Source organism: Terriglobales bacterium, from assembly GCA_035487355.1.
Taxonomy (GTDB): Bacteria; Acidobacteriota; Terriglobia; order Terriglobales; family Acidobacteriaceae; genus QIAW01.
Genome location: DATHMF010000022.1, coordinates 190,063 through 204,549 on the forward strand (window position 1 = coordinate 190,063; position 14,487 = coordinate 204,549).

General features: G+C 54.4%; 10 protein-coding genes. 4 read left to right on the forward strand and 6 right to left on the reverse strand.

Features of this window, described 5'->3' with window-relative positions; all coding sequences use genetic code 11:
• Nucleotides 1–73: 73 nt before the first annotated feature.
• Entirely contained in the window at nucleotides 74–1,018 is a 945-nt protein-coding gene (locus VK738_04985; GenBank protein HTD21984.1) for a hypothetical protein, read from the reverse strand.
• A gap of 193 nt (nucleotides 1,019–1,211) precedes the next feature.
• Here VK738_04985 and VK738_04990 point away from each other — a divergent pair, with 193 nt between their 5' ends.
• The 3 genes from VK738_04990 to VK738_05000 all read left to right on the forward strand — a co-directional run bounded on the left by VK738_04990 (nucleotide 1,212) and on the right by VK738_05000 (nucleotide 8,558).
• Nucleotides 1,212–2,027, forward strand: a complete 816-nt coding sequence (locus VK738_04990; protein HTD21985.1) for a hypothetical protein — start codon at nucleotides 1,212–1,214, stop codon at nucleotides 2,025–2,027.
• A gap of 339 nt (nucleotides 2,028–2,366) precedes the next feature.
• On the forward strand, nucleotides 2,367–7,961 hold the full coding sequence (locus VK738_04995) for an Ig-like domain-containing protein (protein HTD21986.1): 5,595 nt from the start codon (nucleotides 2,367–2,369) through the stop codon (nucleotides 7,959–7,961).
• Nucleotides 7,962–8,045: 84 nt separating this feature from the next.
• Complete coding sequence (locus VK738_05000) at nucleotides 8,046–8,558, forward strand: hypothetical protein (GenBank protein HTD21987.1); 513 nt, start codon at nucleotides 8,046–8,048, stop codon at nucleotides 8,556–8,558.
• Between the two features lie 36 nt (nucleotides 8,559–8,594).
• Here the strand turns inward: VK738_05000 and VK738_05005 are convergent, their stop codons facing one another.
• From VK738_05005 to VK738_05025, 5 genes are all read right to left on the reverse strand, one after another.
• On the reverse strand, nucleotides 8,595–9,227 hold the full coding sequence (locus VK738_05005) for a malonic semialdehyde reductase (protein HTD21988.1): 633 nt from the start codon (nucleotides 9,225–9,227) through the stop codon (nucleotides 8,595–8,597).
• A 49-nt stretch (nucleotides 9,228–9,276) separates the two neighbouring features.
• Nucleotides 9,277–11,937 carry an alpha-glucan family phosphorylase gene (glgP, locus tag VK738_05010; protein HTD21989.1) on the reverse strand — a complete coding sequence of 887 codons (2,661 nt, stop codon included), beginning with the start codon at nucleotides 11,935–11,937 and terminating at the stop codon, nucleotides 9,277–9,279.
• A gap of 491 nt (nucleotides 11,938–12,428) precedes the next feature.
• Entirely contained in the window at nucleotides 12,429–12,878 is a 450-nt protein-coding gene (locus VK738_05015) for an ester cyclase (GenBank protein ID HTD21990.1), read from the reverse strand.
• An 82-nt stretch (nucleotides 12,879–12,960) separates the two neighbouring features.
• The gene (locus tag VK738_05020) at nucleotides 12,961–13,227 is read right to left on the reverse strand and encodes a cupin domain-containing protein (protein HTD21991.1); all 267 of its coding nucleotides are present in this window, start codon (nucleotides 13,225–13,227) and stop codon (nucleotides 12,961–12,963) included.
• A gap of 262 nt (nucleotides 13,228–13,489) precedes the next feature.
• A complete protein-coding gene (locus VK738_05025; protein ID HTD21992.1) occupies nucleotides 13,490–13,612 on the reverse strand; it encodes a hypothetical protein in 123 nt (40 codons plus the stop codon).
• A 368-nt stretch (nucleotides 13,613–13,980) separates the two neighbouring features.
• On the opposite strand from VK738_05025, the gene VK738_05030 reads away from it, so the two are divergent.
• Entirely contained in the window at nucleotides 13,981–14,250 is a 270-nt protein-coding gene (locus VK738_05030) for a GlsB/YeaQ/YmgE family stress response membrane protein (protein ID HTD21993.1), read from the forward strand.
• Nucleotides 14,251–14,487: the final 237 nt, after the last annotated feature.

A 14,487-nucleotide genomic window follows, 5' to 3' on the forward strand; every position in this document is an offset into this window, starting at 1 on the left:
AGCGCGTCCCGGATTTCGGGACGATGCTGGAATTCAGTCCCATTTCAAACCGTGAAACTGTTTCCTTCAGCGGCTAGTGATAGCTGAACTCAAATACCGCGCTCTTCTTGAAATCGTTATAGAAGAGTTCGTATCCTCCCCGGTTATATCCATCAATGGAAAACACAAGCTCAGATTTGCCGTCGTTATCGTAATCGCCGGCATCCACGAGCCACATATCTTGTCCCAGAAATGAGATTTGCTTCACCGGGTCAATGACGAACCACTGGTCAATGAAAGCATCGTCCACCGGTCCGTCACAACGGTATCCCTCCAGGCGAATCTGGGCTATCGTCCAGTTATTTTTGGAAGAGTAGGCTTTGACAAGCTTTATGTCTTCGTCGTGATAGAGCCACGCTCTCTCAGTTTCGGGCTTCTGGTTTGTGCAATTTGAAACCTTTGGGAATTTCTTTCGGAACTCTTGGCGCAGGGCTGCGATGAGCGCAGGCGGCAGGTGACTGGGCTTCCAGGTTTCCGGATCTTTGAAGAATGACTGGGAATTCGCGATAAGGGGTCGGTAAACAGGGGAATCCGCCGACCCGGCATATTCCGCCGATTTCTTTCCTATTGTGGGAATACGGCCCTGGCTTGTAATCTCTTGCCGTCCCACATCAGAATAAAATTCAAACTCTTTGGGCGTGCGGCCTGTCATCTGTCCTAAGTTTCTGCCATCGAAGGCAATCGTCCATGTGACCTGCTGTGGATACCGGGATGCGATCTTTTGCATGCAACTTTCATCAGGACAATCACTGGGAAAGGCCTGCCAGTCGCCGCCATTCTTTTGAAAAACAATCCGCACACGCCGGTGATGCTGGCCGACCGAATGCCCGGGAACATCTTCAAGGATCCCCAATATGACGTTTGGCTCCGACGAATTGGCAAAGATCGGAAAAGAGGTCAATGCAATGAGTACAACCATCGCTCGAATCATGACGCCACGCCCTTTCGCTGGCACCAGCCGGGTATTCATTATATCCATGCAGAAAGCGGTTCCTGCGAGCTTTTGAGGGACCCTACTTCTTAAGTGAAAGCCCTTTCATTGAAAACTTTGAGGCAAAGGATTTACGCCAGGATATTAGAACGCTATGATTGCTGTCAGGTTCGTTGACATGACTGGTTTACATTTCTCTCACACGGTACGTTCCTCTCACCAGAAAACAAGTTGTTTGAGCATGCGATGGTGGCCAATCTGTTTTGTTGTTTTGTTTACGGCGATGATGACAACTCACGCCACCGCCCAGGATAACTATGAAATACAGGTTTACGGTGCCGATACTGTCGAGCCCCACTCGACCATGGTCGAGCTGCACACCAACTTCACAGCAGCCGGAAGCAAGGTTGCTGTGGATGGTGTTAATCCTACGCAGCATGCCGTGCATGAAACCGTGGAGATTACCCAGGGGTTCAACTCCTGGTTCGAGACCGGCTTCTACATCTTCACCAGCGCGCGCAACGGCAGCGGATGGGAGTGGGTAGGCGATCATATCCGTCCCCGCGTGCGCGCGCCCGAGCGCTGGCACTGGCCGGTGGGGATCAGCGTTTCCAATGAAATTGGATATCAGCGGCGAAAATTTGCTGTGAATACCTGGACCTGGGAGATCCGTCCTATCATTGATAAGAAGCTTGGCCCTTGGTATCTCTCATTCAACCCAACTTTCGATCGCGCATTGCACGGGCCTGATGTCTCCCGCGGCTTTGAATTCTCTCCCAACGCCAAGGTTTCATTCGATATCAACCCCAAGGTCGCCTTAGGGGTGGAGTATTACGGAGCGCTGGGCCCGGTGGACGGCTTCGATGCCTTGCACAATCAACAACAGCAGTTTTTCCCTTCCATTGATCTGAATGTCTCGCCAGAGTGGGAGATCAACTTTGGCGTGGGCGTAGGCGCGACCCACGGAACCGACCACATCATTATCAAAGGAATTTTGGGGCGCAGGTTCAGCTTTCACCGCAAGAGCCGAAAAATATTAGGACCGGATAATAATTAAGTGGATTGCAGCGGGCACGTTTATTCGTAAAGCCAATGCTGCGATCACATCTTGCTTTGACGGCCTTCCATCCTGGAAGAACGACACACAAACAAAAAGCCAACCACTTTGTTTTCAATGTGTTGAACCGTTATCGAAACATTTTTGAGACATATTCCCTGCGGAATTGTCATCCCTCGCACCTTGACCTAAGGTTAGCCCTACATTTGTGAACTAGGAAGAAGGCAGTAGGCGTCCGCGGCGACCTGCACTGGCAAAGCAGTCAGGTGGCCGCGGGCGCTTACTTTAAGTCACACCAATCAGAATTTTTTCTGTCGCACGAGCCGCTGGAGGATGGGGATGAAATACCGGGTCGCAATCTTTACCACACTTTTTATTTTGTTTGCAAGCATTCATGGCAGCTTGCGCGCCAGCCAGGTCGTGAAGACGATTGGTCCAGTGCGTGTCTATATCATGCCCCAGAGTCCATCGGTGCCGGTCGGCAAAACTCTGCCGCTCAGCGCGTACTCGGTTTTCTTCCGCAATCCCAACCGGACGAGTCAAGGCACATACCTCACCGGGAGATGGAACTCCTCGCAAACGGGAATAGCCACAGTTGATAACACAGGAGTAGTTACGGGTGTAGGACAGGGCTTCGCGGTCATTACTTTTCAATCCGGCCCATTTCGGACTTTTGCTGTTGTTAACGTTACCCCGCAATTGCTTTCCATCGCGGTGACGCCGGCCAATTCCAGTATTCCCCGCGGAACAACCCAGCAGATGACGGCCATGGGGCACTACTCCAGCGGCCCCGATCAGGACATTACCAGCCAGGTGTTGTGGTCTTCAACGGTCACCAGTTGCGCAACCATCAGCGCCGGACTGGCGCGGGCGTCGTTGGTTAACGAATGCACCACATCCATTCACGCCGATTTGTTCGGCGTGACGGGGATGACCAATCTCACCACCATCCCAGCGATTGTGCGATCGGTGGCAGTCACGCCTGCTAACCCGCCGGCGATTCCCAAAGGTGCTACTCAGCAGTTCACCGCAAGGGCAACCTATACCGACAACACAACTTTGGATGTGACCAGCAACGGGGGTACGGTGTGGTCATCCCTGGATCAAACCATTGCAAGCGTCAATAACACGGGTCTCGCTACAGGCCAGGCCATTGGGTCCACAACAATTCAAGCTGCCTTTGGCGGGCAAACCGGGCAGGTGAATGTCACGGTTTCGGCGCCGGCCGTGGTATCACTCGACGTTACTCCAAAAAATGCAATGCTGCCTGTTGGTTTGACCCAGCAGTTTACGGCAACCGCTACCTATACGGATAACTCGACTCAAAATGTGAGCGGCCAGGCCGCTTGGACCTCAGACAATCTTCCGGTGGCGACCATTGACAATGCCGGGCTGGCGACCGCGGTGAGCTACTCACCTCAAAACGGCACGTCTGGTATTACGGCCGTGTATGGAGGGAAGAGCAACGCGGTTCTTTTGAATACCAGGCCTGCCGTGGCTACCTCGATCGTGGTCACACCGGCCAATCCCACGGTCCCCGCCGGCTTGACGCAGCAGTTTACGGCAACTGGGAATTTCTCCGATGGCAGCATGAGCGATGTCACATCAAACGCGCTGTGGTCTTCGAGCGACATGACCAAGGCCACCATCACTGGCCAGGGTTTTGCCACCACAACCGCCAACCAGGGGCCGACCACGATTACGGCAACCTACGTCAACAACGTCGGGCCGAATGCCAGTGGCACGACCACGCTCACGGTTGGCGCTCCCCTCCTGCAGTCCATTGCTGTTACCCCGAGTTCCTTCCCACTGCCGATCAACAAGACCAAGCAGTTCACCGCCACCGGAACGTACAGCGACAACAGCACGGCCGACATCACCAACAGTGTCACCTGGACCTCTGCCGACATCACCAAGTTCACGATCAGCAATACGGGTCTGGCGACCGGTGTGAGCCCGAGCAATGATTACGTCAACTTAACCGCCGCGCAAAACAGCATTACCAGTCCCGCGGCAGGGGTATTGGTGCTTGACACTATTGACTCCATCAAAATCACGCCTCCTGATCCTTTTCTTGTCGCCAATGCAACCCAGCGGCTCTCGGTAATTCTCTTTCATGGGGCCGTGCAGGAATTCACCTGCAGTCCATGTGCAACCTGGACGTCAGGTAACAACAATGTCGCCACAGTTGATTCCAATGGATTGGTCACAGCGCACGGCGGCGTTAATTCCACCACCATTACCGCTAATTTTTATGGTGTGACTGACACCACGAATTTGTACGTGCGGACGTCTGCGCTGAATAGTATCACGCTGAGCCCGCTTAATCCGCAGGTTGCCGCGGGATTGACCCAGCAATTCACGGCTACGGCGCATTACGCCGATACGACGACCGAGGACATCACGGGTGAAGCCGCCTGGAGTTCAAGCAACGGCGCCGTTTCCATCAACGCAACCGGGTTGGCCACTGCCGTATTTCAAGCGTCCGCCCAAATCAAAAACACCGCAGGTTCAATTTCAGCCAGCACCACGATGACGGTGACGCCGCCTGTGCTGCAATCTGTCAGCATTAATCCCAAGACGATGACCAGGAACAAGGGAGAGATCGCCTACTTTACCACTACGGGACACTACAGTGACGGCACCACGCCGAATGTGGCTGCCACCTACAGCTCCGACAACACCAATGCCTGCAACATTGGTGCGTCCTCGGGCCAGTGCTTCACCGGCGCCGTGGGCACGGCACACATCACAACCTCGTTTGGAGGGTTCAACGACACGGCGACGCTCACGGTGAATCCGGCAGTGATCAAGAGCATTGACGTGACCCCGCACAGCCCTTTCATTGTGAACGGCAACAACCAGCAGTTCGCAGCCAAGGCGACTTACACCGACAATACCGTAGTAGATATAACCAATACCGCCACCTGGGCCTCTACCAACGGCACCACAGCAACCGTCAACAATACCGGATTGGCTACCAGTCATGCCCTGGGCACAACCGTAATTTCCGCCACCCAGAGCGCTATAACCGGCAGCACCAACCTGAACGTAAGCTCGGTAGCGCTGACTTCGATTAATATCACTCCTCCTAGTGCTTCCATCGTCAAGAACGGAACGCTGCAGCTCACCGCCACCGGACATTACAGTGACAACTCCACTCAGGACATCACCAGCCAGGTCACCTGGAATTCAGGCAACAACAACTTTGTGACCATCAGCGGCACAGGATTGGCAACCGGAGTCAGTGTAGGCGAAATCTATGTATTAGCTGCATCAGGAAACATTTTTAGTCCCAATGTGAATGTTAATGTAACCAACGCAGCGCTGGTGTCTATCACGGTCGCGCCGCTCACGCCTACAGTTCAACAGGCAGCAACCCAGCAATTTACCGCCACCGGCCATTATGCCGATAACACAACCCAAGACATCACGGGTCTGGTGAACTGGACTTCCAGCAACGCAGCCGCGGCCACGATCGTCGCGTACAACGGATTGGCCACTGCTGTAGCTCCAGGGACTTCGACCATCACTGCAGCTTCCAACAATGTGAACGGGAGCACCACCATGACGGTGGTTCCGGTCTTGCAATCCATCACGATTACGCCGTTTAACCTCACAAAGATTGTGGGTGGCACCCAGCAGTTCACCGCCGTCGGTCATTACAGCGACAACTCAACCCAGGACATCACCACTTCTGTAACCTGGTCGTCATCAGCCACCGGGGTCGCCACCATCGGCAGCACTACGGGTCTGGCAACCACGGTTGCAGCGGGTGCGACCACGATTACGGCAACTTTGAACAGTGTTTCCAACAGTGTTTCGTTCACTTTGGCTGCTTCCGGGAGCAACTCGCCTCGCTTCGCCTATGTGGCCAACGAATCCCTCTCGTCATCGGACGACACCATCGCCATCTACACGGTAGATTCAGTGACGGGTCAATTGCGATTGCGCAGCTATTTCTACAACGGCGTCGGCACATCACCATTTGCGCTGGCCGTTGATCCGGCCGGCAAGTTCCTGTATGTGGCCAACTTCGGGCCTCACACTATCTCCGGTTACGCGATTGACAACAACACCGGCGCGCTGAGCCCGGTGCCCAACTCTCCTTTCGACTCCGGGTCTTCATTTACGGATACGTTGACGGTTGATCCCACCGGCAAATTCCTGTTTGTGGGTAATTTTGGCTTCGGAAGCAATAACGTCTCCGCCTACACCATCAATCCCGCGACAGGAGAGCTGACCGCAGTCAATGGTTCGCCCTTTGGAGGAGCAGGAACTGAGGTAGCTGGAGTCGCGGTCGAGCCCAGCGGAAAGTATCTCTACGCCGTCTCCGATTTGGGAAAAACCATCCGTGGCTACAGCATAGATGCCAATACAGGCGTGCTCACGCCCACGGCAGGAAATGCCAACACGACCGGCAATTCACCGTCGGCGGTTGTGGCCGAGCCCACAGACAAATATGTTTATACGGCCAATTTTGGCGGTAATTCCATCTCAGCTTTCAGTATCAACAACGGCACAGGCGTCCTGACCGAATTGACCGGAGCGGGTTCACCTTTTGCTTTGAGTGGCGGCGCCGTCAATCCGGCAAGCATGGCGGTTGATCCTTCAGGCAAGTTCCTCTATACGGGCGAAACCAACAAGGTTTCTGCTTTTACGATTAACAATGGCACGGGAGCGCTTTCCGAAGTCACCGGTTCCCCCTACACCGTAACCGGGGCCAGTTCAGCAGTGAACGTGGATCCCTCGGGTCAATTCCTGCTGGTGAGCGATGGCACCGGAAATACGATCAAGACTTTCACCATTAATCCGAATACCGGGCAATTGACCGCCGCAGGCGTCGCGCCCGACCGCAAAGGACCTATTTCGATTGCCATTACCAAAGGGCGGCCCACATTCGATATTCCGCAGTTCGAATACGTCTCTGAGTACAGCCAGAATTCGATTTCCGGCTACAGCATTGACAACAACACCGGCCTTCTCACTCCGATTGGCGCGGTCACGCATTTAGCCGTCGGCAATCATCCGGCAGCCAGTGCAAGCGATCGCCCCGGCAAGTTTTTCTTCGTCAACAATAACAGTGACCTAACCACCTCTGCTTTCACTATTAATCCGGCGAACGGTGCGCTAACCCCTGTGAACGGATCACCCTTCAACACGGCCCATCATTCTGACATGACAATTGATCCCTCCGGAAGGTTCCTGCTCGGAACCAGCGTCGGTGACAAGAACCTGGAGTCGTATTCCATCAGCTCCACTGGCGCGTTGGCTCTTGTTGGTACAGTTTGCTTCACGTCAGTGCCAAATGGGTGCCAAGGATTAACCGCCCCTCTTGGGGTTGCCGCGGATCCGCTGGGCCGCTTCGCTTTTAGCGGTAATACGGATGGAACGGTTTCTGCCTACACTATTGACAGAACCAGCGGTGCGGTCGCACTCGTCTCGGGATCGCCTTTTGCTGCTACAGGTGTTTCGCCATCGGGCTTGCACATGGCGGTTGATCCCTACGGGCAATTCCTCTATGGCGTCAGCTTCGACCAGAGTACTCTCTCCATCTTTACCATCAATCAGAGTACGGGCGCCATCACGCAGGTGGGCTCGAATGTGAACCTCATGGGCCAGCCGGAATCGGTCACTTGCGACCCCACCGGAGGTTATGTGATTGTGGGCGGTTCCTTTAGGACGCAGGTGTATTCCATTGACCGCATCAATGTTCCTGGCAGTCTCACCGAGGTCTCGGGCTCGCCCTTTGTCAAGCCGCTGCTGGGGGCGACGCTCGACCCATCGAATCGCTTCCTCTATTACGCGGAGGGAGTTGGTAACAGCATCGAACTTGGGACCTTCGATTTTCGAACCGGCTTCGTTACCGATACTGCCAATAAGCCCGACGGCGCTAATGTTTACAGTGTTACGGTAACCGGGAAGCTGAATTGAAGCGGCCAGGATAGAGCATTCGCGCGCCGAATTATGTCGTGTATATAATTTTCCTGGGAACGAACCCGTTCCCCGGAGAACCCATTGCAAGAGGTTGCGCTCTATGATCCGCAGCGGCGGCCCGCAAACTGGATGCAAATCATCCAGCCCGGCCAGTATGCAGTCTTTCACAAAGACGCGCATACGGAAATCGAGACCAACTCAGAAGGCGCATACTTGCCTGCTGGCGCGCCCAGCACTTGCCTGATTTTTGATTCACGCGAAGAAGCAAAAAAGTATTGTGAGTTGCGCGTGCAGCAGTTTGGCAACTTACGTTGTGAGATTTATGACAACTCCGGAAAAGCCAAGCTCCCAGCCGCCATTGTTCTGAATCCCGCGTTGGCCGGCTCTCTGGAAGAAAGTCCGGCAAATAGCAAGCGCAAGATCATAACCGGAATTGCGCTCATCATACTTAGCGTCCCGCTTTTCATTTGGGACTGGAAATTCAATTGGGGCCTGATCCTGCCGACTCTGATTGGTCTTAACCTGATCTTTTTCGGCTTCAGGGTCGCGTTCTGGGGATTGGGTATGTTAGAGCGCACCAAGGTTCAGCAATAACAAATAACGGCCCCTTTTCCTGGTCGGTGCTGATACTCACAACAGCTTGCAAACTTCCTCAAACTCAAGCCGGGGACCGCGCGGAAACAGCTTCGCTGGGTCTCCAAACCCAAGGTTGCACAGGAAATTCGATTTCACCGGACTGGTTGGCATGACTTCTTCAGGTTCGCCTTTAGAAATGGGAGCTGGAAAAAATTCTTCATCCACCTTGGCGTTGTTGAAGCCGGACATGGGGCCGCAGTCCAACCCTAAAGAGCGGGCCGCAAGAATGAAATAAGCTCCCTGTAGTGTGCCGTTGCGAAATGCCGTGACCTCAGCCAGCTCTGGCGAATTTGAGAACCACTCGCGTGCTCCCGGATTGTGAGGAAAAAGCCTGGGCAGCAACTCATAGAATTTCATGTCATGGGCGACGATGGCCGTCACCGGGGCCTTCATCGTCTTTTCCACGTTGTTCGGCGACAATGCTGGGCGCAATCTCTGCTTTGCCTCCGGCGTACGCAAGAAAAGGATGCGTGCTGGGCTGCAATTGGCGCTGGTCGGCCCCCATTTCATAAGGTCGTACAGCCGGTGCAATAGATCATCGCTTACTGGTTTATCAAGCCAGCTATTGTGGGTTCGTGCCTTGCGAAACAAAACATCCAGCGCCTGCTCGCTCAATAAATCGCCCATAAGTTTGTGTCCCTCTTTCTCATCGTACTGTGAACATCAGCTTTAGGGTTTACAGTGTTACGTGCATGTCGCTCGACGTGCCGCCTGCGGCGGGAACGTAACATTTCAGCGTGTAATCCATCACCATGCGGTCGGCACTGAAGCGCCAGCCAAGGGTCCGAATGGTGCGTTTCATACGTTTGATCCAGCCGCGCGGCAGGCCATCGTGGTCGCGCCGGTAGTACAGTGGAATCACCTCTTCGCGAAGCACCCGGTATAGATCTTCGCCGTCGCGGGTATCGTGAACATTCATGTTGGAGTGGGTCCTGCCGGTTCCGATGGCGAAGCCGTTTAGGCCGTCGTAGGCTTCCGCCCACCAGCCATCGAGCACAGAGAGATTCAACCCGCCATTCAGTACTACTTTTTGACCGCTGGTCCCCGAGGCCTCGAGTGGCCGCCGGGGATTATTCAGCCAAACATCCACGCCCTGAACGAAATGACGTCCTACGTTGATATCGTAGTTTTCTACAAAAACGAATTTGTCAGAAAACTGCGGGTCACGCATCAACTCCGCTATCTGCTGTAATACCCGCTTGCCCGGTTCGTCATGCGGATGCGCCTTGCCGGCAAACACAAACTGCACTGGGCGTTTAGGGTCGTTCACCACAGCGGCCAGCTTTTCAATATCGGCCAGAATCAAATTGGCTCTTTTATAAGTGGCGAAGCGGCGTGCAAATCCAATAGTAAGTGCGTCAGGACTTAACACTCGTGCGAGTCTTTGCCGGGTTTCGAGTGGTTCACCACGACGCTCAGCCTGTTCAACTGCGCGGCGACGCACAAACTCCAGGAGCCGTGATTTCAGGCTGAGATGGGTCTCCCAGAGTTCACCGTCATCCACATTTTCAATGCCCTCCCAGGTTTGTGGCTGGCTGCTGTGCTCGGGCCAGCCGGTGCCCAGATGACGGTCATAGAGACGAAACATTTGCGGCGCCAGCCAGGTGGGAACATGCACGCCATTGGTAATGTGCCCGATGGGAACTGCATCCTCGGGCTTACCAGGATATAACCCCGTCCACATGGTCCGGGAAACTTCGCCGTGCAGGGCAGAGACTGCATTGGCGCGCCGGGAAAGTTTCAGGCCCAGCACCGTCATGCAGAATTCTTCGTGCGGGTTGTTGGGATTCTCGCGTCCCAGCTCCATAAGTGTTTCATGGGAAAGGCCCAGTGCTTCGCGGAGAGGTCCAAGGTGCTCTTCCATCAGGTCAGCATTAAAGCGATCATGGCCGGCAGGCACGGGTGTGTGGGTAGTGAAGACCACTTCACGGGAAACACGAGGCACAGCTTCGTTGAAGCCCAAGCCCTCCTCCTGCATACGACTGCGAATCGCTTCCAGCACGGCAAATCCGCTGTGGCCTTCGTTCAGGTGAAGGACGCCCGGTGTGATCCCCAGGGCTTTCAAAGCGCGGAAGCCTCCAACCCCGAGCAGCAACTCTTGCCGGATCCGGATGCGTCCATCTCCGCCGTACAAGCGCGAGGTGAGTTCCCGGTCTTCGGGAGCGTTCCCAGGCACGTTGGAGTCAAGAAGAAGCAGATCGCAGCGCCCCACTTTCATGCGCCAGACTTTCGCCCGGATCGAGCCGCCCCGGGTTTCAATTTGCACCATGACCGGTTCGCCATTTGTTCCAATGGCCGGTTCCATGGGCAGTTGATTGAGATCCGTCTGCAGGTACTCTTCCTGCTGCCAGCCTTTAAGATCGAGCCGCTGTCTGAAATATCCCTGTCCATAGAACAGGCCAATACCGACGAGTGGAATATCCAGGTCCGATGCGCTCTTGATGTGATCGCCGGCCAGGACCCCCAGGCCGCCGGAGTATACCGGGACGGATTCGTGCAACCCGAACTCAGCAGAAAAATACGCCACCGGACGAGGCCGCAGAATACCTGCATACCTTGCGCCCCAGGTCCGATCGGCTTCGAGATACTCCCGTTGGCGGCGGTAGGCGTAGTTAATCCGGCCGTGCAGCACTTGCTCCTCGGCCCGTCGTTTGATTCCCGCCAGGGGAATCTCTCCCAGCAGCGAAATGGGATTGTGATTGACCTGTCTCCAGCGTATCGGATCAAGATCACGGAACAAGCTGGTGGAATCACTGTCCCAACTCCACCATAAGTTGCGGGCCAGGGACCAGAGCCGCTCCTGTACAGGAGCAATGAAGCGGTCGAGCGTACGCGCCTCGCTCACCACGGGCGCGACTTGGGCGGCCGCTTCCACCAGCATTCGGACTTCGTTCTCTCGAAAGATCCGAGCTTCGATGGTTTGAACCACCAGGACCCCTTGCAGGATGCCGCGATCAATCAGGGGAACCCCAAGGAATGATTGGTAAGCATCTTCTCCGGATTCACTGAAGTATTTGAAACGTGGATGATTTTTTACCTGATCCACGGCGACCGGGCGCACTTGCTCAGCCACCAGGCCGGTGAGGCCCTCTTGTATGACCATGCGTAGGGTGCCAATACATTGAGGACGAAGCCCGACCGTGGCCGCCAACACCAGGTTGGCGCGATCAGGTTCCAGCAAATATGCCGAACAGACATCGGTCTCAAACCGTTTGGCAATTAAGGCGACGACATTCATGAGGGTCTCGGCTGGTTTGCCGCCCTCTGCCGCAAGCTTACCGATTTCCTCCAACGTCAAGACGTGACTCGCATCACGCGCAAGAGCGGCTTGGCTCATGTTTTGAGTTCTCCCAGTCATTTCGATGCAATTGTAAGGGGATATAGAGCCATTTTCGCGCATCTTTTGATTTTGGTCTAGCGGCTGGCTTCATAGGTGAGTTAGGCAATCACTGCGCGAGGTCGGCGGCGGGTCAGACGTCCGATCATCGGATAGGAAATGGAAAAACGGCGAGATTAACTGCGATTGCATCGGCGCAGAAATCACAAACATACAATACCCTGGCGCGCACGCAACTGCTTAAACTGCAACCGCTGCGAGGCTCTTTAGCGCGCACACTACTCCCCCGGCAGAAACTCTATATGTCAGGCGCATATCAAGTCCAATTGAAATTGTTTATGGTACATATATATGGTACATATAAAGGTTGAACGCGCAGCAATGACATGAAACCGCAGCCCTTTAGGATGAGTGCTGACTCCCCATCCGGTGGCCAAGAGGGTTCCAAAGATTGAAATCCTGAGCCGGCAATCCCAACTTTGTTCGGAATCTCAGGCATGCGCCGTGAGGAAACGGTCGGCATGAGGCGCCGGTATGGCGCCCAATTGGCGCAGGAGCCCTAGCTGGTCCCAGCTATTCCAGCCGGCAACGATTTGGCCACCGGTAATTTTCGCGATGACGATTCCGGCCACGCGGACGCGTCTTCCGGTTGGCGGGATTCCCAGCCCGTCACCTTGATGTGTACCTTCGAGCACGAGCCGTACGGTAACCTTGTCGCCGTCAGCGACGGTGTCTTCGATTGTGATGTGTATATCCGGGAAAGTTGTTCGAAAGTTATGGAAGAAAGTCTTAAATTGGGCAGGGCCTTGGACATCCACATCAGTTTCACCCAGGCCGTAGGCCACAGCGTCGGGAGCAAACAGTTCGTTGATGGTCTCTTCACGGGATTGGTTCCATACTTCTTCAAACCAGCGATGTACCAGTTTGGCATTTTCTTGCATAAACGCTCCTTAATTCTGTCTGTAAAACCGGACCCGGTTGATTAAGACTGGCGGAAGGGCAGGCGGTCGGAGCAAAGCCCTTCTATTTTTCACCAATCAGATAACGGCAACCCGAAGCGCCCATGCGAGCCGAATGGATCGTTTTTGCCGGGATATCGAAACGGTCCCCCGGCTGGTAAGTCTCTTGAGCGCCGTGCATCGTCACTGTCATTTCGCCGTCGAGGATGATGTGCGCGGTCTCGCCCGGATGCATGTGATCAGGGTAGAAAGCGTTGGGGCTGTCTTGCCAGACGTAAGTATCGCAAAAGCCTTCGGCATGAAGCTGTTTTTCAAGTGCCTGTTCGTCCATGGTCCTATCTCAGAAGTGGGGAACATTATAGCCCGGAACAGAAATGATGCATGACTTCTGCCGCCAAAATCTGGTGTTCATTAACCGCGCAGTGCTTCCACGGCCGCACGTAAATTCTCGAGGCGCATCTCCGAGTAAATCTATTCAGGCGTGTGCCGTAAGGAGCCGGTCCACGCAGTTAAGGGCGACAAATTCCTGCCACGCAAAGATATCGAATTTCCTTCGGATCACCGCAAAATTACCAGTCGTCTGCAGATTCTGCTTAGGCGGAGCGTCCGCGGGGCAGGGACGAACTCAGACGGGTTGGGTTGGGAGGCATCTGTGCAAGCCCCGATAAACTCACCAGCAGCACTGCAGCGAATAAACCAATGTTTCTGAATTTCATAAACTCGCTCCTTGGGGATGAACACAGACCAGATTGGTTCTTGTTGTCCGGCACCAAAACGAAATGCAACCAGTATGGTCAAGACTTGAAATTTGCACCATACTCGCATTTCTGACTTAAGACAGCGACATCGTGATAGGTTTTCCTTTTGCCGTATCAAAATGGTACGACGAGCCATTTTAGTCCTGAGATGTGGGAGGTCGATTTCTTCTAACCACGTCGGCCCAATTGGAAACGTCCGCCAGGTGGGCGCCGTCAAGCAATGCCTCGGCCTGCCCTCTTGCTGCGGCGTAAGAAAAGTCTGGTTAATTGCCAAACCCCTGGGTTATACTCGACGGCGTTCTGAAAGCATACGCTGGAGGAAAAGCATGTTTCACTTAATCTGGTATGTTCTCATTGGGCTAATCTCGGGATTTATCGCAAAATCGGTGATGCACGTGCATATGACGACCTTCTGGACGATCGTGCTCGGCATCATCGGATCGATCATCGGCGGCGCCGTTACCCACATGTTTTCGCGCCCGCAAAACGAACGATATCATCCCGCCGGCCTCATTTTTTCCATACTGGGCGCGATTTTGGTTCTCTTCATTTGCTACAAGCTGAATATTCATTTTCCCCAGGTCAACCCGTTCTAGCTCATCGACGACTATGGCGGCCCAGCTTTCACTCTGACGGTGAATGGCACGAGCAGCTGCAGCGCCTTGTCAGGTCGCAGAGAGCGCACTGATCGTAACGTAATATCCGTCCGGATCTCGGAGCGAGAACTCCTTGGTTTGAGTGTTCGGATTCACGTGTGGCTCCTCTTCGAGCCGAGTGACGAGAGAGCGTGCCCTTTGAAGCGCCAGGTCGAAATCATCGACACGGAAGAACAA

Excerpts from the sequence above, each read along its gene's own strand:
- VK738_04985 (HTD21984.1), bottom strand. The coding sequence starts at position 1,018 with ATGGATATAATGAATACCCGGCTGGTGCCAGCGAAAGGGCGTGGCGTC.
- VK738_04990 (HTD21985.1), top strand. The coding sequence starts at position 1,212 with ATGCGATGGTGGCCAATCTGTTTTGTTGTTTTGTTTACGGCGATGATG.
- VK738_04995 (HTD21986.1), top strand. The coding sequence starts at position 2,367 with ATGAAATACCGGGTCGCAATCTTTACCACACTTTTTATTTTGTTTGCA.
- VK738_05005 (HTD21988.1), bottom strand. The coding sequence starts at position 9,227 with ATGGGCGATTTATTGAGCGAGCAGGCGCTGGATGTTTTGTTTCGCAAG.
- glgP (HTD21989.1), bottom strand. The coding sequence starts at position 11,937 with ATGAGCCAAGCCGCTCTTGCGCGTGATGCGAGTCACGTCTTGACGTTG.
- VK738_05015 (HTD21990.1), bottom strand. The coding sequence starts at position 12,878 with ATGCAAGAAAATGCCAAACTGGTACATCGCTGGTTTGAAGAAGTATGG.
- VK738_05020 (HTD21991.1), bottom strand. The coding sequence starts at position 13,227 with ATGGACGAACAGGCACTTGAAAAACAGCTTCATGCCGAAGGCTTTTGC.
- VK738_05025 (HTD21992.1), bottom strand. The coding sequence starts at position 13,612 with ATGAAATTCAGAAACATTGGTTTATTCGCTGCAGTGCTGCTGGTGAGT.
- VK738_05030 (HTD21993.1), top strand. The coding sequence starts at position 13,981 with ATGTTTCACTTAATCTGGTATGTTCTCATTGGGCTAATCTCGGGATTT.